The sequence below is a fragment of the Gordonia phosphorivorans genome (genome assembly GCF_042432625.1).
Taxonomy (GTDB): Bacteria; Actinomycetota; Actinomycetes; order Mycobacteriales; family Mycobacteriaceae; genus Gordonia; species Gordonia phosphorivorans.
In genome coordinates, this window is sequence record NZ_JBHLWV010000031.1 from 1 (window position 1) to 18,598 (window position 18,598).

The window sequence follows — 18,598 nt, forward strand, 5'->3', positions numbered from 1 at the left end:
GGAACCTCGAGAACTCACGACGCCGGATACGATTCCACTGCACCCGCAAACAGCGGGCAGGCATCCAGATTCACTGCTGAGGTGCCCGCTCAACTTCGAAGAGCCGGTTTACAGGAGGGTTTAGCAACGAGTTCGTTAAGGCCGAACTATCAATCACAACCGCCGAGACAGTCTCCATCACAATCGAATGCGGAGCGCCCCTTGACCCAAAATCAAGCAAAGGGATTTCCGCCTATCTGACAAGCTACACGCCGAAGTACACGATTGATCGATACTACGTCAGCGGCGGCGGGCTTGCGGAGCGGTCAGCGGTTCAGGAAGGAAAAGAAGGGAGGGCTGTCCAGTGTCGTTCCATAGCTCGCGCTTGAATCTGCCGACGTTCGCTATTGCGATCGTTTGCACTGTCCTTATCTCTGGGTGTTCCGCGAAAACCGTGGCGCCACCACAAGTAAGCTCGGCGACACCAACTTCGAATTTCAAAGACAGTCTGCCAGACCTTGAGGCCTCAGAGTTGATTGGATTGACCGAGAATCAGGTTCAGTCCAGGCTTTACACTAAAAAGTATTCGAACACGAGCAGCGGCATGGAAATCATGAACGACTTTGGGCGAGTTCGGTATCGTCATCAAATAGTTGATCTGACCCGCCTAGTCACGCCGGAAGTGGCGTCGGAATACCGTGACTATACGGGAGAGTTCACGGCGATCGCAGCGTGCGTACGCCACGATGAGAGCGCCGACAGCTACTCAATCTTCGTCGGCGGTCTACCCAGCCCGCTAATCACGACAGCAATCCTGGCACAGGCGAACCGCGGTGACTTCAACCAACATCTCACCGAATACAACGGTTGCAGAGCGCCCGGACCAAAAGTTCCAATATCGCTCGTGAGCTGATCAAGCCCTGTCGGGAAGATCGGCTGCAGGGGCCGAAATTGCCGCTCTCCAGAATGAGGTGAAGAAGAATTTCAACTGGTCAGGTGCTCTGACTGCCGTGTCATCCCGCAACCTCGATGAGACACGCCCTAGAAGATGTCGAAAAGCGGGGGGGGGGCGGGCAATATGCCCGCGGACCCCCCGCTTTTCAGCACTCTTCAACACACGGGGGCCGAGTCCACGATGCTGCCCGGCCGACCGTTCCCGGTCAGCCGTCGGTTACCAACGCGATGGCCGGGTACGACTAGCGTGCGGTCAGCGGCCGAGGGGGCCGCGGCCCAGCCGCAGCAGGAGCATGGCGAGGGTGTGGCCCTCGGAGCCGAGCGAGGAGAACCGCTCGAGGACCTTCACCTCGCGGCTGTGCACCAGGCGGGGACCGCCGGCGGCCATCCGCGCCGCGCCGATCTTCTTCGACACCGCCGAGCGGCGCTGCACGGCGGCCAGGATCACCGCGTCCATCCGATCGATCTCACTGCGCAACTCGTCGATGTCGTCGGGCAGATCGGCCACATCGCTTCCCAGGTCGTAACCCGACAGGTCGATCTCGGAGAACTGCTGTTGGGAATCCTGGTCGCTCACGGTTTCCGATTTTGCCATGTCGGCCGCAGGGGCCCGGCTCCAGTGTCTGTCTCGGTGACACACTGGTGCCTATGACCGACGAGCGCGCCCCGGCCATCTCCCGTCTCTCCCTCGGTGCGATCGTCCTCATCGTCGCCCAACTTGTGGTGCGCGTGGTGCTGGTGGCGCGCGGCAACTTCTACTGGGACGACCTGATCCTCATCGGTCGCGCCTCGTCGACGCCGATCCTGAGCTGGGAATACCTCGGCCACAGTCACGACGGGCATTTCATGCCCGCCGCGTTCCTGGTCGCCGGCGTGACCACGGTGCTGGCCCCGCTGCAGTGGTGGCTGCCCGCACTCACCCTGGTCCTGCTGCAGCTGCTCGCCTCGGTCGCCGTGTGGCGGATGATCCGCATCGTGGTGGGCGAGCGCGCCCGCGCCGGGCTCGGCGCGCTGCTCGCCCTCGGCTTCTATCTCTTCGTGCCGATGACGGTCAGCGGTTACCTCTGGTGGGCCGCGGGCCTCAACACGCTGCCCATGCAGGCGGCGATGGCCTTCATCGTCGGCAACGCGGTGCTGCTGGTCCGGGGCGTCGAGGACCCGCGGCGCCGGCGCACTCTGGTGATCGGCTCGGTGGTCGCCTTCGTGGTGGCCCTGGCGTTCTTCGAGAAGTCGCTGTTCATCCTGCCGGTGGCGGTGGTCGCCGCGCTGCTGGCCGTCCGCGCGGAGCCGGGCGTCGGGACCGGCGACTACCGTTCGTCCGCGCTGACGGTCGCCTTCATGCGCGCCCGCACCCTGTGGGCGTGGCTGGCCGGCGTCTTCGCGGTGTGGGTGGTGATCTTCCTGTCGGTGTCGACGGCGACGGCGGGCTCGCATTCGCTGGCGCAGATGTGGAAGTTGGTGTGGCGCAGCATCGATTCGGCGATCGTGCCGTCGACCGTCGGTGGGCCGTGGGAGTGGGATCGCTGGATTCCGTCGCCCCCGATGGGCTTCCCCGCCGTGTGGATGATCGTGGCCGGCTGGGTGCTCATCGCGGGTGCGGTGCTGTGGTCCTGGCGGGCGCGCCGCGGGGCGGTCGCGATCTGGGCGTGCGCCGGTCTGTACGCGGTGGCCGCGCAGCTGCCGGTCATGTGGAACAGGTCGAGCGAGGCCACCGCCCTGGAGCTGGCCCAGACCATGCGGTACCTGCCGGACACCGCGCTGGTCATCGCGCTCGCGATCGCACTGGTGGCCGCCGCTCCGGCGCGCGGGGCGCACGGCGCGCACAGCGCGCCCGGCCCGTCCTCGTCGAACCCGGTCGCACGGGCGGCGACGGTGGTCGGTGCCGTCGCGATCCTGGTGTCGGCACTGGTGAGCACTGCGGCCTATTCGACGTCGTGGCAGCGCGACCCCACCGCCGCGTACCTGGCGACCGCGGAGAAGTCCCTGACCGAGAACGCGGATCTGGTGATGTTCGATCAGGCGCTGCCGCTGGAGGTGCTGACCCCGGTGGCCTATCCGAACAACCAGATCAGCCGGGTGTTCGGGCGACTCGACCCCCGGCCGCGGTTCGGAGATCACACCGACAAGCTTATGGTGCTCGACGAGAAGGGGGCCATGGTGCCCGGCGGGGTGAGCCCGATGCGGGAGGTGGCGCCCAGCGCGGGGACGTGCGCCAAGCCCACCCTGACCGAGCGCACCCGGCTGGAGCTGTCCGGTCCGCTCATCGAATGGCGGTGGACGGTGGCGCTGAGCTACTGCGCCGACCGCGACGGCGAGATCGCCGTCTCCCTGGGCGGGCGCGAACTGCGGGTTCCGGTGCGGGCCGGGCTGCACCCGATCTACTTCCAGCTGGCCGGGAGCGGCGAACACCTCACGGTTCGTCCCCTCACCGACGGACTGGCGTTGCACACCGGCGCGGGCCGGGTGGGCGAACCGATCGTCGCCGCGTACGCACCCTGACCCACCGGCGGCCCGGATGTCCGAGCCCGCCGGTACCCTGGACAGGCGATGATGACCACTTCTGACCAGCTCCTCGACGGCCTCAATCCCCAGCAGCGTGCGGCGGTGCTGCACAGCGGCTCGCCCCTGCTCATCGTGGCCGGGGCGGGCTCGGGCAAGACCGCCGTCCTGACCCGACGAATCGCCTACCTGCTGTCCGAGCGCGACGTGACGCCCGGCCAGATCCTGGCGATCACCTTCACCAACAAGGCCGCCGCGGAGATGCGCGAACGCGTCATCGAGCTGGTCGGTCCGCGCGCGAACTACATGTGGGTGTCCACCTTTCACTCCACGTGCGTGCGGATCCTGCGGGCGCAGTCGAACCTGCTGCCGGGGCGTAACTCCAACTTCTCCATCTACGACGCCGACGATTCGCGGCGGCTGTTGTCGATGGTGGTGCGCGATCTGGATCTGGATCCCAAGAAGTACGCCCCGCGGGGTCTGTCGACGGTGATCTCGAACTTCAAGAACGACCTGAAGTCGCCGGAGGAGGTCGCCGCCACCCTGGCCGACATTCAGCCGCAGCAGGGGCAGACGGCCGAGGACATCGCGCGCGTGTACGACGAGTATCAGCGTCGTCTCGCCGCGGCCAACGCCTTCGACTTCGACGACCTCATCGGCGAGACGGTCGGGCTGCTGCAGCAGCACCCCGAGGTGGCCGAGTACTACCGCCGCCGGTTCCGGCACGTGCTGGTGGACGAGTACCAGGACACCAACCACGCCCAGTATGTCTTTGTGCGCGAGCTGGTCGGCGAACCGGGCCAGAGCGGCACCGCCCCGTCCGAGCTGTGCGTCGTGGGTGACTCCGATCAGTCGATCTACGCCTTCCGCGGCGCGACGATCCGCAACATCGAAGAGTTCGAGCGCGATTACCCGGATGCGGAAACCGTTCTGCTGGAACAGAACTACCGCTCCACCCAGACCATCCTCAGCGCCGCGAACGCGGTGATCTCGCAGAATCCGAACCGTCGCGTGAAGAAGCTGTGGACCGACTCCGGGGACGGCGACCTGATCGTCGGCTACGTGGCCGACTCGGATCGGGCCGAGGCGCAGTTCATCGCCAAGGAGATCGACGAGCTCACCGACTATTCCATCGGCGGCTCGCAGTCGGCCTCCTACTCCGACATCGCCGTCTTCTACCGCACCAACACCGGCTCGCGGCCCATCGAAGAGGCGTTCATCCGGCACGGCATTCCGTACAAGGTGGTCGGCGGCACCCGCTTCTACGAGCGCAAGGAAGTGCGCGACATCGTCGCCTACCTGCGGGTGGTCGCCAACCCCGACGACTCGGTGAGCCTGCGCCGGATTCTGAACACGCCGCGGCGCGGGATCGGCGACCGCGCGGAAGCGTGCGTCGCGGTGCACGCGGAGAATCTGGACCTCAGCTTCTACCAGGCACTGCTCGAGGGCGCGCAGGGCCGCGTGCCGCTGCTCAACACGCGCGCGGTGAAGCAGATCGGCGGCTTCGTCGACCTCATCGAGGGCCTGCGGCAGGAGTTCCTGCTGTCCTTCGCGCCCGACGACGACACTGCCGCCGCCGATGCGAGCGCCGAGGGCGCCGACATCGGAGACCTGGTGGAGGCCATCGTCACCCGGTCCGGCTACCGCACCGAACTGGAGGCGTCCAACGACCCCCAGGACGGCGCGCGGCTGGACAACCTCAACGAGCTCGTCGCCGTCGCCCACGACTTCAGCGTGGAAGCGGCGCAGGAGATCGAGGACCTCGACGACGAGGCGCTCGACGACGGAGACGACGTCGCGCAGGCCGATCGCGACGGCGAACCCGAGCCCGGTTCGCTGGCGGCCTTCCTGGAAAAGGTCGCGCTGGTCGCCGACGCCGACCAAGTGCCCGATGAGGGCGACGGGGTGGTCACCCTGATGACCCTGCACACGGCGAAGGGCCTGGAGTTCCCGGTGGTGTTCGTGACCGGCTGGGAGGACGGCCAGTTCCCGCACGCTCGCGCGCTCGGCGACGCCGGCGAGCTCAGCGAAGAGCGGCGCCTGGCCTATGTCGGGATCACCCGAGCCCGGGAGCGCCTGTATGTCACGCGCGCGATCATGCGCGCGGCCTGGGGGCAGCCGGTGGAGAACCCGGAGTCGCGCTTCCTGCAGGAGATTCCGCAGCATTTGATCGAGTGGAAGCGCACCGCACCGCGGCGGTCTGCGCATGGCGGTTTCGGGCGGGACGGCGAATCCCGATCCACCGGCCGCCCGTTCGGGTTCGGTTCCGCCGGGTCGTCCGGAGAAGGGATGCGCGGGCGTTCGTCGTACTCGTCGGATCCCACGCGCGGACGCAACAAGTCGGTGGTCTACGAGATCGGCGACCGGATCAGCCACCCGAAGTACGGTCTGGGCAAGGCGGTCGCCAAGGTGGGTGCCGGACCCACCGAGCAGATCACCTTCGACTTCGGCGGCAATGTGGGTCGCGTGACGCTGCTGACCCTGGGCGGCCTACCCGGCGAGAAGCTTTAGCGCGGACCGCCGGGGTCAGGCGCGGAAGGATCAGGCGCGGGGGGATCAGCGGATGCTGATGCCCTTCGACGCCAGCCACGGCATCGGATCGATCTTGGTGGTGCCGTTCTTCCACACCTCGAAATGCAGGTGCGGCCCGGTGGAGAAACCCTCGGAGCCGACCAGGGCGATCACGTCGCCGGCGGTCACCTTCTGACCCTCCTTGACCAGCACACCCGAACTGGCCATGTGGCCGTACATCGTGATGGTGCCGTCGGCGGCCTTGATCTGCACCCAGTTGCCGTAGCCGGAGGCCGGACCGGCCTTGACCACGGTGCCGTCGGAGACGGCGTGAATCGGGGTGCCGAGCGGGGCCGCCAGGTCGACGCCGCCGTGGAAGGTGCCCCATCGCTCGGCGTAGGGGGAGGTGAAGTTGTACTTGGCCTTGATCGGCGCGGAGAACAGGGGCTTGCGGGAGGCGGCCTCGCGAGCGGCGGCCGCGGCGGCGAGCTGCTTGCCGACGGTCAGCTGCTTGCCGTACCCGCCCATGTCGGCCTTGCTGGCCGCCGGGACCACGCCGCCGTCCAGATCCGAGGTCTTCGAGGCCAGGGTCGGCGCGCCGACGGTGGCCGAGCCGGTGTCGGCCGCGGCCAACGGTGCGATCTCGCCGGCTACGGGCTCGGCGGTGGTGGAGGTGCCGTGGTTGCCCGAGCCGCTGACCGCGACGGCCACGGCCCCGGCGGCGACGGCCACGAGGGCGGCGCGCGCCTTCACCGCGGCAGGCGGGCCGCTGCGATGGCGGCCGGTGCCGGTGGTGGCGTTGTTCGGCGGATCCTGGGTGGTCGACGCGGCGCTGGTGGCCGGTGCCGGGCTCGACGCCGCGGTCGCGGTCAGGCCCAGGCGGACCGAGCGCGACGGCAGCGGGAAGTCGCGGGTCGTCGGCGACATGTCGGCGGCTGCCAGGTCGGTGGCGTCCGTGCGGTCGGCGACAGCCGTCGCGCCAAGATCGCTGCGTGCAGCCAAGTCCTTCACCTCAGTTTCAGGTTGATGGGTCAGTGCTTCTTCGTGACCTTCTCGTTATCAACCTCATGAACGGTAGCGAACGACGTGCGGTCCCGTCCACCCGTTCGGCCGTATGGGGCCCCAGATGTGGGGCCACGGCGTTCTCACCGGCGAAGATATTCCTACCGGCGGGTAAGTGATTCTTTGCACACGCGCCGAGGTCGAGGCCGACGTGGCGCGCGCACCCGACTACAGTTCTCTGTGGTCCGCGTTACCTCGCGGACTTCTACCAAACACACTTCAGATGGTGAGCTGAATGGATCTCTTCGAGTACCAGGCGAAGGAACTGTTCGCCAAGCATGGGGTACCGACCACACCCGGTCGTGTTACCGACACCGCAGCCGATGCACGGGCGATCGCCGAGGAAATCGGCAAGCCGGTCATGGTCAAGGCGCAGGTGAAGGTCGGCGGCCGCGGTAAGGCCGGAGGCGTCAAGTACGCCGGTACCCCCGATGACGCACATTCCCACGCCGACAACATCCTCGGGCTCGATATCAAGGGCCACGTCGTTAAGAAGCTGCTGGTCGCTGAGGCCAGCGACATCGCGGAGGAGTACTACATCTCCTTCCTGCTCGATCGCGCCAACCGCAACTACCTGGCCATGTGCTCGGTGGAAGGCGGCGTCGAGATCGAGGAGGTCGCCGCGAACAACCCCGATCGTCTGGCCAAGATCGCCGTCGACCCCACCAAGGGCGTCGACCTGGCCACCGCACGCGCGATCGCCGAGGCCGGCCACCTGCCGGCTGAGGTTCTCGACGCCGCCGCGGTGACCATCGCCAAGCTCTGGGAGGTCTTCGTCGCCGAAGACGCCGTGCTGGTGGAGGTCAACCCGCTGGTCCGCACTCCGGACGATCAGATCCTGGCCCTCGACGGCAAGGTCACCCTGGACGAGAACGCCGACTTCCGTCAGCCCGGCCATGCCGACTTCCAGGACACCGACGCCACCGACCCCCTTGAGCTCAAGGCCAAGGAGAACGACCTCAATTACGTCAAGCTCGACGGTGAGGTCGGCGTGATCGGCAACGGCGCCGGCCTGGTCATGTCGACCCTGGACGTCGTCGCCTACGCCGGTGAGAACCACGGCGGCGTGAAGCCCGCCAACTTCCTGGACATCGGCGGCGGCGCTTCGGCCGACGTGATGGCCGCCGGCCTGGACGTGATCCTGGGCGACTCGCAGGTCAAGAGCGTCTTCGTGAACGTCTTCGGTGGTATCACCGCATGTGACGCTGTCGCCAACGGCATCGTCGGCGCGCTGGCGAAGCTGGGCGACGCGGCCACCAAGCCGCTCGTGGTCCGCCTCGACGGCAACAAGGTCGAGGAAGGCCGCAAGATCCTGGCTGAGGCCAATCACCCGCTGGTGACCCTCGCCGAGACGATGGACGAAGGCGCCGACAAGGCTGCCGAACTGGCAAGCAAGTAAGGGGCCGCAACAACATGTCTATCTACCTGAACAAGGACAACAAGGTCATCGTGCAGGGCATCACCGGCGGTGAAGGCACCAAGCACACCGCCCTGATGCTCAAGGCCGGCACCAACGTCGTCGGCGGTGTCAACGCCCGCAAGGCCGGCACCACTGTCAGCCACGTCGACGCCGACGGCAACGCCGTGGAACTGCCGGTCTTCGGCAGCGTCGCCGAGGCCATGGAGGTCACCGGAGCCGACACCTCGATCGCCTTCGTGCCGCCGGCGTTCTCCAAGGACGCCATGCTCGAGGCCATCGACGCGGAGATCCCGCTGCTCGTGGTCATCACCGAGGGCATCCCGGTGCAGGACTCGGCGTACGCCTGGGCCTACAACGTGGACAAGGGCGCCAAGACCCGCATCATCGGCCCGAACTGCCCCGGCATCATCACCCCGGGCGAGTCGCTGGTCGGTATCACGCCGAACAACATCACCGGCAAGGGTCCGATCGGCCTCGTGTCGAAGTCGGGCACCCTGACCTACCAGATGATGTACGAGCTGCGTGACCTCGGTTTCTCCACCGCCATCGGCATCGGCGGCGACCCGGTCATCGGCACCACGCACATCGACGCGATCGAGGCTTTCGAGGCTGACCCCGAGACCAAGATCATCGTGATGATCGGTGAGATCGGCGGCGACGCCGAGGAGCGTGCGGCTGATTACATCAAGGCCAACGTCACCAAGCCGGTCGTCGGCTACGTCGCGGGCTTCACCGCTCCCGAGGGCAAGACCATGGGCCACGCCGGCGCCATCGTGTCCGGCAGCTCGGGCACCGCGCAGGCCAAGAAGGAGGCCCTCGAGGCCGCCGGTGTCAAGGTCGGCAAGACGCCGAGCGAGACCGCCCGCCTGGCACGTGAGCTGTTCGACGCGCTGTAAGCACCACCTGTGACGAGCAGTGCTCGTCGACCCGCCCCGAAGTAGCCGTATCCGGCTCTTCGGGGCGGTGTGCATCCGGCATACTGTGTCGGTGACTGAAGTCGAGGTAACGGGGCGCAGCGAGGGGGCGCTGGCGCAGTTGCCACTGGTTTCAATGGCCCGTGCCGCAACGGAAGTGGTGCTTGCGGTGCCGCGCGCAGCGGTCTCCACCGTCGTCGGTCTGCCGCGGGCCGTCTTACGCGCCGCGCTCGACGAGGTGTTCGCCTACCTCGGGGAAGCGGACCTGACCGGGGTGCTGCTGTCGGCGGTCGACTTCGACCGGGTGCTCGGCGCCCTCGATCTGCAGGCGCTGGTGAGCCGCCTCGACCTGAATGAACTGCTCGCGGGGGTGGACCTCAACCCGCTGCTCGCCACCATCGACCTCAACCCGCTGGTAGCCGGGCTGGATCTGGAGGCCGTCATCGCGCGGATCGACATCGATGCGATCGTGGCCCGCGTGGACATCGACGCGATTCTGCAGCGCACCGACATCGCGTCGGTGGCCGCCAACGTCGTCGACGAGATCGACCTGAACTCCATCGTCCGCGGCGCGAGCGCCACGGTGAGCACGGAGATGATCGCCGATGTCCGCGGCGGCAGCGAACGCGCCGACGACCGCGTCGAGGTGTTCGTCAATCGCATGCTTCGGCGCAAGGGCACGGAGCGGTCCGACGCCGCCGACGATGAGGACTCGACGCCATGACCGAGGTGCGGACCGCGGGGATCGTGAGCCGAACGCTGGCGGCATTCCTGGACCTGCTCACCGTGCTGGCGATGCTGGCCGGCACCTTTCTCACGGTCGCGTTCGTGGCCTTTCTGGTCGACGTCCGGAGCTTCGACTTCCCGACGGTGCCGTGGTTGTTCACCGTGCCCGGTTTCCTGGTGGGCTGCATTCTGTATCAGGTGATCGCCTGGACCGTGTTCGGCCGCACGCTGGGGCAGGGGCTGATGGGGCTGCAGGTGGTCCGCCGGAAGTCCACCGCCAATCTGCACGTGCTCCAGGCGTTCGGCCGGGCCGTGGTGTGCACGCTGTTCCCGCTGGGATTGGCCTGGGTGGTGCTGTCGCCGAAGCGTCGATCAGTGCAGGACATCGCGGCCCGGAGCCGCGTGATCTACGGGCATCGTCGACGGTGAACGCACGGGAGCTGATCGCGGCGCTGGTCGAGGACTGGTGCAGCTGGGACATTCCGGTGGCACCGCAACCGGTGCACGCCGATCTGGGCGCCTTCGATCCGGAACGACTCGACTCCGGCGCGCACTCGGACTACGCCGAGCAGTTGGCGCGGGCCGCCGAGCGCACCGGCGTCGACGAGTCGATCCTGACGGGTGTGGGCATGGTGACCGCCCCGGACACCGGTGATCGGTTTCCGTTGGTGCTGATCGTCAGCGAGTTCGGCTTCCTGGGCGGCTCCATCGGACGGGTGGCCGGAACCCGCGTCGTGGCGGCCCTGCAGCGGGCCACGGCCCGCGGACTGCCCGTGCTGGCGCTGCCCGCGTCCGGCGGCACCCGCATGCAAGAGGGCACGCCGGCCTTCTTGCAGATGGCCGCGATCACCGCGGCGGTCAACGCCCACAAGGCCGCGGGCCTGCCGTACCTGGCGTACCTGCGCCATCCGACGACCGGCGGGGTGCTCGCCTCGTGGGGGTCGCTGGGGCACGTGGTGTGGGGCGCTCCGGGCGCGCTCATCGGTTTTCTGGGGCCGAAGGTCGCGACGACGCTGCGCGGGGAGGCCTTCCCGCCGGGCGTGCAGCAAGCCGAGAACCTGTATCGCCACGGCGTGCTCGACGGCGTCGTCGACGTCGACGACCTGCCCGCCCGGGTGGCCCGGCTTCTCGCGGTCTGGCGGGCGGAGGCCGACCCGCTCGAAGTGCCGCGATCGTGGGCCCGTACGTCCGGACATCCGGAGAACGCCTGGTCGGCGGTGCAGCAGTCGCGAAAACCGGACCGACCCGGCCTCGACTGGATGCTGGACGCGGTGCCGTTCGCGCCGATCGTCGATCATGGCCCGGTGCAGGTGGCGCTGGTGCAGCTGGGCGGCCACGCGGTGGTCATGGTCGGGACCGACGGGCCCACTCAACGTGCCGGCGAGGCGATCGACGTCGCGGCACTGCGGGCGGCGCGGCGGGGGATCGCACTGGCGGCGGAGCTGCAGTTGCCGCTGCTGACGGTCATCGACACCCACGGCGCCCAACTGTCGGTGCGCGCCGAAGAGGAGGGTCTGGCGGCGGAGATCGCGCACTGCCTCTCCGACTTCCTCGCGGCACCCGTGCCCACCGTCTCGGTGTTGGCCGGGGCCGGGGCGGGCGGCGCCGCGCTGGCGCTGTTCCCCGCCGACCTGGTGATCGCCACGAGCGACGGCTGGCTGGCGCCGCTGCCGCCGGAGGGGTCGGCGGCCCTCGTCTACGGCGATCCGGGGCGCGCGCCCGACCTGGCGCAGGCGCAGCACATCTGGGCCGTCGACCTGCACCGCGCCGGGCTCGTCGACATTCTGGCCACCGGGCGCGCCCAGATTCTCGACTACGTCGTCGAATACCTGGATCCCGGGCCCCGGCCGCGGCCGGAACGTCGTTCGAACAGGTGAGTACGTCTTCGGGATGGTTCAATACGAAGATGAGCGAGAACGAGAACTACGGTCAGCAGTGGGTGCCCGGTGCACCGAACGCCCCGATGCAGCACGTCACGGGGCCGCAGACCGGTGGTCCGTATCCGAACTACGGCCCGCCCACCCAAGGCACCGGCCAGCCGATCCCACCCGGTCAGACCGGAATGTACGGTCCGCCCCAGGCCGGTCCCCCGCAGTACGCGCAGCCTGCCCGGCCGTCGTTCCTCGCCCTGATGCCGCTGCCGATCAAGTTGGCGGTCTGTTCCGGCTTGATGGGCCTGGTGACCTTCTTCATGGGCTTCCTGTCGTGGGTGACCATCGGTGAGACCATCGACTCCAAGGCCGAGGACTGGGCCATGGACCAGGGCAACAGCATCGGTATTCCGGCGTTCCTGACGATGGTCTTCACGCCCGGTTGGTTCCTGCTCGGCTTGGGCGCCGCCGCGGTCGCAGCGTTCGGTTTCGTGGCCGCCAAGTGGCGTCGGTTCCTGCCGCACGTGGCCTTCCTGGTCGTCGTCTCCTGGCTCGGCCTGCTCGCGTGCGCGCTGGCTCTGCCCGGCTTCATCAGCCTGGGGACCGGCGCCATCCTCGCGCTGATCTTCGGTTCGTTCCAGCTGCTGCTCATCGGTGCGGCGGTCATCATGGACGGGCTCAACGAAGAGGCGTGACCGACCACTCCGTCGACGCAGCACCCACCACCCGCCGAGGCCAAGCGAAGGCTGCCCGGCGGGTGGAGTTGCTCGCCGCGGCCGCCCGCCAGATGGCGGCCCGCGGTTTCGCCGGTGTCCGCTTGGAGGACATCGGTGCCGAAGTGGGCGTGAGCGGCCCGGCGATGTATCGCCACTTCGCGTCCAAGAACGACGTCCTGGACCAGCTTCTCCTCGACATCAGTGAGCGGCTGTACGCCGGCGGCACCGAGGTGATCGCCCGCGGCGGACCGCCTTCGCAGGTGCTGAGCAACCTGGTCGAGTTCCACATCGACGTGTTGGTGACCAAACCCGACCTGATCGCCATCCAGGATCGTGATCTGGGTTCGTTGACCCCGGAGGCCAACCATCGGGTGCGTTCGCTGCAGCGCCGCTATGTGGAGAGCTGGGTCCAGGTGCTGCAGGCCGCCGCGGACGCCGAGGGCCGTGCGCTCGTCGAGGCCGAAGCCCGGGTGCGGGTGCACGCGGGCTTCGGACTGCTCAACTCGTCGCCGCGCCTGCCTGCCTTCGACGAGGACGCGCTGCGCCGCCTGCTCTCGCGGATGGCGTTGTCAGCGCTCCTGGTGGACCTGCCCTAACCGTGGGACGCCCGGCGGGCGAGTTCGGCGCGGAAACGCGCGACGTTCGCCAGCTTGATCCCCTCGTAGCCGCGGACCATGTCGGGCAGTTCGGCCACCGCGGTCGCCTCGGCCAGGCGCTCGCGCTCGGGTGCGGTCCCGAGGGCGCCGACCACCGCGTCGAGGGCGGCCCGGTACTCGTCGATCAGGGCGCGTTCGGTCCGGCGGACCTCAGTGCGGCCGAACGGATCCCAGCGTGTCCCGCGCAGTCGCTTGGCTCCGGCCAGGGTGCGCAGCACCGGCCGGGACCAGGCGCCGAGGGCGATCTTGCGGCGCATGCCGAGTTCCCGGAGCGCCGGCGGGTGCAGGCGGACCGCGACGGCGGCGTCCTCGCCGAACGCGGCGGACACCTGCGCGGCGAAGTCGGTGTCGGCGGTCAGTCGGGCCACCTCGTATTCGTCCTTGTACGCCATCAGCTTGTACAGGTTGCGTGCCACCGCCTCGGTGAAGCCGGGATCGCCGACCCGCTCGTGCAGGTCGGCCACATCGGCCAGGTAGCGGCGCGCGTAGGCCTCGTCCTGGTAGGCGATCAACTCGTCGTAGCGGCGGGCGACGGTGGCGCGCAGCGTCTCGTCGGCGCCGGCCAGGGTCGCCGCCGCCCGCCGAGCGGCCGGACTCGCCGTGTGTGCGTCGGGGGCGGTGGTCGGCGCGATCGCCGCGGCCAGCGCGTCGGGATCGGCGACTGCCTGGCGTCCGCGCCGGAAGGCCTGCACATTCGCTTCTACGGCCACCCCGTTGGCGGCGATGGCCCGCTCGATCGCGGCGGCCGAGATGCCCAGTGCGCCGGACTGGTGGGCGGCGCCCACCATCAGCAGGTTGGCGTACTGCTCGTCGCCGAACAGGTCCTCGGCCAGCCCCGCGGCGTCCAGGTGCACGGCGCGGGCCACGTCGGCGTCGATCGTCGACCGCAGCCCCGCCGGGTCGGGAAAGGCGACGGCGGTGTCGCTGACCATCGCGCCGGTCGGCACCTGCGCGGTGGAGATCACCGCGGTGGTGCGCTCGGCCGAGACCACCTTCAGATTGGCCGGGTCGGCGCCGACCAGTTGGTCACAGGCCAGGTACAGATCGCAGTCGCCGGTGGCCAGTTTCGCGGCCCGCTCCGAATGCGTCGGAGACAGCTTGAGGTCGCTGACCACGGCGCCGCCCTTCTGCGCCAGGCCGGTCATGTCCACGGTGCGGGCGTCGAGGCCGTCCAGCACCGCGGCGGTGGCCAGCACCTGCGACACGGTGACCACCCCGGTGCCCCCGATCCCGGTGATGCGCACGGTGCGGCTCCCGTCGACGGTGGGGACCGGCGTCGGCGTCGGCAACTGCCCCGCCGCCAACGGCTCCACCCGGCGGGCGGCCCGGCCGGTCGTCGGGGTCACGGTGACGAACGCCGGACAGTCGCCGTCCAGGCAGGAGTAGTCCAGGTTGCACGAACTCTGATCGATGCGCGTCTTACGGCCGAACTCGGTGGCGACCGGATGCACCGACAGGCAGTTGGACTTGGCGCCGCAATCGCCGCAGCCCTCGCAGATGCGTTCGTTGATCATCACCCGCGTGCGCGGCGTCGGGGCCAGGTCGCGCTTGCGCTTGCGGCGCAGTTCCGCGGCACACGGCTGATCGTGGATGAGCACCGTGACCCCGGGGATCGCCGCGAGATCGGTCTGTACCCGCTCGAGGTCGTCGCGGTGATGCACGCGCGCGGACACCTTCGCGCGCCGCAACTCCCGCCGGGTGCGCTCGGGATCGTCGGAGGTCACCGCGACGGCGGCGACGCGCTCGGCGGTCAGCAGCGACACCAGCTGCGGCAGGCTCATCTCGCCGACCGGGTCTTGGCCGCCGGTCATCGCGACCGTCCCGTTGAACAGCAGCTTGTAGGTCACGTTCACCCCGGCGGCCACCGCGGCGCGCACGGCCAGCGACCCCGAATGCAGGAAGGTGCCGTCGCCGATGTTCTGCACGAAGTGGCGCTGCTGCACGAACGGTGACATGCCGACCCACTGGGCGCCTTCGCCGCCCATCTGCGTCACACCGGTCACCTCGCCGACCTGGGCGGGATCCATCAGCAGCACCATCGCGTGGCAGCCGATGCCGGCCCCGACGAGGGTGCCCGGCGGCACCGGGGTGGAGCTGTTGTGCGGGCACCCCGAGCAGAAGTACGGCGAGCGCACGGCCAGCGGCAGCCGGATGCGGGCGCTGCGCGGGGCGGGGCGGTCCAGCCAGCGCAGCGCCGGCTCGATCCGGTGGGCGCGACCGAGGCGCTGGGCCAGACCGCGCAGCACCGCGTCCACGTCGAGCTCGCCGAAACGGGAGAACAGGGTGGCGCCGTCGTCGGTGGCCTTGCCGACGATGGCGGGCACGTCGCGCCGTCCGAACAACAGATCGCGGAGCATGGTCTCCACGAAGTCGCGCTTCTCCTCGACCACGATCACCTCGTCGAGCCCGTCGATGAAGGTCTCCACGATGGCCGGCTCCAGCGGGTACACCATGCCGAGCTTGAGGATCCGGATGCCGAGACGACCGAGGTCGGCGTCGTCGATGCCCAGCAGGCGCAGCGCCTCCCGCACATCGAGGTAGGTCTTGCCCGCGGCGACGATGCCGATCCGGTCGTCGGCGCTGCGCGCCACGATCCGGTTCAGCCGGTTGAGGCGGGCGTACTCCACCGCGCGGGGCAGGCGGATGGTCAGCTGATTGTGCTCGGCCTCCATCAGGTCGGCGCCCAGCAGCCTGCCGTTGGGCACGTGCAGACTGGTGCCGAGGGTGCCGTAGTCGACGGCGGGCCCGTCCGGGTCCAGCAGCACCGTCGACGCGCCGTCGGCCACGTGCGCGGAGATCTTGAGCGAGGTCCACAGCCCGGAGGTGCGGCTCATCAGCGCGGCGTGCACGCCCAGTGCCAGGATGTCGCCGCTGTCGGCGGGGTAGAGGATCGGCATGTACAGGTCGGCCAACGCCATCTCCGACGCGCACGGGATGGTGGAACTCTTGGCGCCCGGATCGTCGCCGACCAGGGCGACGGCGCCGCCGGCGGCGTGGGTACCGATCATGTTGGCGTGCCGGAGCGCATCGGTGGCGCGGTCCAGGCCGGGGGCCTTTCCGTACCAATAGCCGACGACGCCGGCGCGCGGTGCTCCGGTGGCATCGGAGGACAGTGGGCCCACGCGGGCCGCCAACTGCGAACCCATCACCGCGGTCGCGGCCAGTTCCTCGTTGAGGCCCGGGCGGTGGGTGATGTCGTGGGCGGCCAGGTAGTCGCCGCGTCGGGCGATCTCCAGGTCGTAGCCGGCCAGGGGCGACCCCTCGTAGCCGGAGATGAAGGAGGCCGTGCGGAGTCCGGCGCGACGATCGGTGCGGGTCCGATCGCCGATCATGCGCAGCAGCGCGGCGATGCCGGGCAGCAGCACCGGCCCGGGTTGGGTGCCGTAGCGCTCGCGCAGCGGGGAGGCGGTCGTGGGGGCCGGGTGATCGGCGATGGTCATGGGGGTCACCTGAACCTTCGTGTCGGCTCGTGCACCGGATCCGAGGGTGTGGGCGGCGGCGAGCGGCGGGGCGGCCGCGGTGGTGGTGCGGCCGCCCCCAGGATATAGGAAACTGTGAGGTGGCTCACGGAGTCGGGCTCGGCGTGAGGGACTGTACAAACCTTCGGTGCGTCACGTACGCTCAACTCAGTTAATCGCTGATAACTGATTACCACCGGCCTTCGGGACGGCAGAAAGGGGCGTCGATGACCACCACGGAGGACATCGTCGGCACGGACGTCGGCGGGGCGGCCGCTCATCGCGGCAACGTCGAAGTGCTGCGCGAACGGCTCACGCAGGCGGCGGAGGGCGGCGGCGCGAAGGCACGGGATCGGCATCTGAGTCGAGGCAAGCTGCTGCCGCGGGACCGCATCGACGCGCTGCTGGACCCGGGCTCGCCGTTCCTGGAGGTCGCACCGCTCGCCGCGTTCGGCATGTACGACGACAAGGCGCCGGGCGCGGGCGTCGTGGCCGGCATCGGCCGGATCCACGGACGCGAATGCATGATCGTGGCCAACGACGCCACCGTCTCCGGCGGCACCTACTACCCGGTGACGGTGAAGAAGCACCTGCGTGCGCAGGAGATCGCCGCGGCCAACCGTCTGCCGTGCATCTACCTGGTCGATTCGGGCGGTGCGATGCTGCTGAACCAGGACGACGTCTTTCCCGATCGCGAGCACTTCGGGCGCATCTTCTACAACCAGGCCAACATGAGCGCCGCGGGGATCCCGCAGATCTCGGCGGTCCTCGGTTCGTCCACCGCCGGCGGCGCTTACGTCCCGGCGATGAGCGACGAGAACGTGATCGTGCGCAACCAGGGCACCATCTTCCTGGCCGGTCCGCCGCTGGTGAAGGCGGCCACCGGCGAGGACGTCACCGCTGAGGACCTCGGCGGCGGCACCATGCACTCGTCGATCTCCGGCGTCACCGACCACCTGGTCGACAACGACGAGCAGGCGCTGGCCAAGGTGCGCGAGATCGTCGCGACCTTCGGCCCGCAGGAGCCCGAGCAGTGGGAGACGGTGCCGACGGTGGCGCCGACGCGGCCGCAGTCGGACCTGTACGACGTGGTCCCCACCGATCCGCGCATCCCGTACGACGTGCGCGAGGTGATCGAGACGATCAGCGACGGCGGCGAGTACACCGAGTTCAAGGCCAACTACGGCACCTCGCTGATCACGGCGTTCGCCACCGTCCACGGCCATCCGGTGGGTTTCGTGGCCAACAACGGCGTGCTGTTCTCCGAGTCGGCGCAGAAGGGTGCGCACTTCATCGAGCTGTGCGACCGCCGCCGCATCCCCCTGATCTTCCTGCAGAACATCACCGGTTTCATGGTGGGCCGCCAGTACGAGGAGGGCGGCATCGCCAAGAACGGCGCCAAGATGGTCACCGCTGTCGCCTGTGCCCGCGTGCCCAAGCTGACGGTCATCATCGGCGGCTCCTTCGGTGCCGGCAACTACTCGATGTGCGGCCGGGCCTACTCGCCGCGCTTCCTCTGGATGTGGCCCAACGCCCGCATCTCGGTGATGGGCGGACCGCAGGCCGCCGACACGCTGGCGACGGTGCGTCGTGCGCAGCACGAGCGGTCCGGGCAGACGTGGTCGGCGCAGGACGAGGAGACGTTCAAGGAGCCGATCCGCAAGCAGTTCGAGGAGCAGTCGGACTCGTACTACTCCACCGCGCGACTGTGGGACGACGGGATCATCGATCCGGCCGACACCCGCACGGTGCTGGGCCTGGCGCTCGAAGCCTGCCGCCATGCGCCCCTCAACGACGTCAACTACGGCGTCTTCCGCATGTGATCCTCCGGC

General features: G+C 68.9%; 14 protein-coding genes. 11 read left to right on the forward strand and 3 right to left on the reverse strand.

The window, feature by feature from the left end:
* Positions 1-520 precede the first annotated feature (520 nt).
* Positions 521-892: a hypothetical protein gene (locus tag ACFFJD_RS16455; protein ID WP_382366133.1), complete on the forward strand. Its 372-nt coding sequence runs from the start codon at positions 521-523 to the stop codon at positions 890-892.
* Between the two features lie 294 nt (positions 893-1,186).
* Here ACFFJD_RS16455 and ACFFJD_RS16460 read toward each other — a convergent pair whose 3' ends face one another.
* Complete coding sequence (locus ACFFJD_RS16460; protein ID WP_382366135.1) at positions 1,187-1,510, reverse strand: chorismate mutase; 324 nt, start codon at positions 1,508-1,510, stop codon at positions 1,187-1,189.
* A 71-nt stretch (positions 1,511-1,581) separates the two neighbouring features.
* Between ACFFJD_RS16460 and ACFFJD_RS16465 the strand changes: the two genes are divergently transcribed.
* Both ACFFJD_RS16465 and ACFFJD_RS16470 read left to right on the forward strand, forming a co-directional pair.
* Positions 1,582-3,432 carry a hypothetical protein gene (locus ACFFJD_RS16465; RefSeq protein WP_382366137.1) on the forward strand — a complete coding sequence of 617 codons (1,851 nt, stop codon included), beginning with the start codon at positions 1,582-1,584 and terminating at the stop codon, positions 3,430-3,432.
* Positions 3,433-3,480: 48 nt separating this feature from the next.
* Positions 3,481-5,943 carry a UvrD-helicase domain-containing protein gene (locus ACFFJD_RS16470; protein WP_382366139.1) on the forward strand — a complete coding sequence of 821 codons (2,463 nt, stop codon included), beginning with the start codon at positions 3,481-3,483 and terminating at the stop codon, positions 5,941-5,943.
* Positions 5,944-5,988: 45 nt separating this feature from the next.
* Here ACFFJD_RS16470 and ACFFJD_RS16475 read toward each other — a convergent pair whose 3' ends face one another.
* Positions 5,989-6,954, reverse strand: a complete 966-nt coding sequence (locus ACFFJD_RS16475; protein WP_382366141.1) for a M23 family metallopeptidase — start codon at positions 6,952-6,954, stop codon at positions 5,989-5,991.
* A gap of 286 nt (positions 6,955-7,240) precedes the next feature.
* Here ACFFJD_RS16475 and sucC point away from each other — a divergent pair, with 286 nt between their 5' ends.
* From sucC to ACFFJD_RS16510, 7 genes are all read left to right on the forward strand, one after another.
* Positions 7,241-8,404 (forward strand): ADP-forming succinate--CoA ligase subunit beta, encoded by a 1,164-nt coding sequence (gene sucC, locus ACFFJD_RS16480; protein ID WP_382366143.1) that lies wholly within the window; start codon positions 7,241-7,243, stop codon positions 8,402-8,404.
* 14 nt (positions 8,405-8,418) lie between these two features.
* Positions 8,419-9,321: a succinate--CoA ligase subunit alpha gene (sucD, locus tag ACFFJD_RS16485; RefSeq protein WP_246994164.1), complete on the forward strand. Its 903-nt coding sequence runs from the start codon at positions 8,419-8,421 to the stop codon at positions 9,319-9,321.
* Between the two features lie 91 nt (positions 9,322-9,412).
* Positions 9,413-10,063 (forward strand): hypothetical protein, encoded by a 651-nt coding sequence (locus ACFFJD_RS16490; RefSeq protein ID WP_345312153.1) that lies wholly within the window; start codon positions 9,413-9,415, stop codon positions 10,061-10,063.
* Positions 10,060-10,494: an RDD family protein gene (locus ACFFJD_RS16495; protein ID WP_382366146.1), complete on the forward strand. Its 435-nt coding sequence runs from the start codon at positions 10,060-10,062 to the stop codon at positions 10,492-10,494. The genes ACFFJD_RS16490 and ACFFJD_RS16495 overlap by 4 nt, the downstream gene beginning before the upstream one ends.
* Positions 10,491-11,942 carry a carboxyl transferase domain-containing protein gene (locus tag ACFFJD_RS16500; protein WP_382366148.1) on the forward strand — a complete coding sequence of 484 codons (1,452 nt, stop codon included), beginning with the start codon at positions 10,491-10,493 and terminating at the stop codon, positions 11,940-11,942. Before ACFFJD_RS16495 ends, ACFFJD_RS16500 begins: the two co-directional genes overlap by 4 nt.
* Before the next feature lie 29 nt (positions 11,943-11,971).
* Positions 11,972-12,631: a DUF5336 domain-containing protein gene (locus ACFFJD_RS16505; protein WP_382366150.1), complete on the forward strand. Its 660-nt coding sequence runs from the start codon at positions 11,972-11,974 to the stop codon at positions 12,629-12,631.
* A complete protein-coding gene (locus ACFFJD_RS16510) occupies positions 12,628-13,248 on the forward strand; it encodes a TetR/AcrR family transcriptional regulator (protein ID WP_382366152.1) in 621 nt (206 codons plus the stop codon). The genes ACFFJD_RS16505 and ACFFJD_RS16510 overlap by 4 nt, the downstream gene beginning before the upstream one ends.
* Here the strand turns inward: ACFFJD_RS16510 and ACFFJD_RS16515 are convergent.
* A complete protein-coding gene (locus ACFFJD_RS16515; RefSeq protein WP_382366154.1) occupies positions 13,245-16,748 on the reverse strand; it encodes an indolepyruvate ferredoxin oxidoreductase family protein in 3,504 nt (1,167 codons plus the stop codon). The genes ACFFJD_RS16510 and ACFFJD_RS16515 overlap by 4 nt on opposite strands.
* Before the next feature lie 245 nt (positions 16,749-16,993).
* On the opposite strand from ACFFJD_RS16515, the gene ACFFJD_RS16520 reads away from it, so the two are divergent.
* Positions 16,994-18,589 (forward strand): carboxyl transferase domain-containing protein, encoded by a 1,596-nt coding sequence (locus ACFFJD_RS16520; RefSeq protein WP_382366156.1) that lies wholly within the window; start codon positions 16,994-16,996, stop codon positions 18,587-18,589.
* Positions 18,590-18,598: the final 9 nt, after the last annotated feature.

Coding starts and splice junctions, on each gene's coding strand:
- ACFFJD_RS16470 (WP_382366139.1), top strand. CDS start 3,481: ATGATGACCACTTCTGACCAGCTCCTCGACGGCCTCAATCCCCAGCAG.
- ACFFJD_RS16515 (WP_382366154.1), bottom strand. CDS start 16,748: ATGACCATCGCCGATCACCCGGCCCCCACGACCGCCTCCCCGCTGCGC.
- sucD (WP_246994164.1), top strand. CDS start 8,419: ATGTCTATCTACCTGAACAAGGACAACAAGGTCATCGTGCAGGGCATC.
- ACFFJD_RS16495 (WP_382366146.1), top strand. CDS start 10,060: ATGACCGAGGTGCGGACCGCGGGGATCGTGAGCCGAACGCTGGCGGCA.
- ACFFJD_RS16520 (WP_382366156.1), top strand. CDS start 16,994: ATGACCACCACGGAGGACATCGTCGGCACGGACGTCGGCGGGGCGGCC.
- ACFFJD_RS16465 (WP_382366137.1), top strand. CDS start 1,582: ATGACCGACGAGCGCGCCCCGGCCATCTCCCGTCTCTCCCTCGGTGCG.
- ACFFJD_RS16505 (WP_382366150.1), top strand. CDS start 11,972: ATGAGCGAGAACGAGAACTACGGTCAGCAGTGGGTGCCCGGTGCACCG.
- sucC (WP_382366143.1), top strand. CDS start 7,241: ATGGATCTCTTCGAGTACCAGGCGAAGGAACTGTTCGCCAAGCATGGG.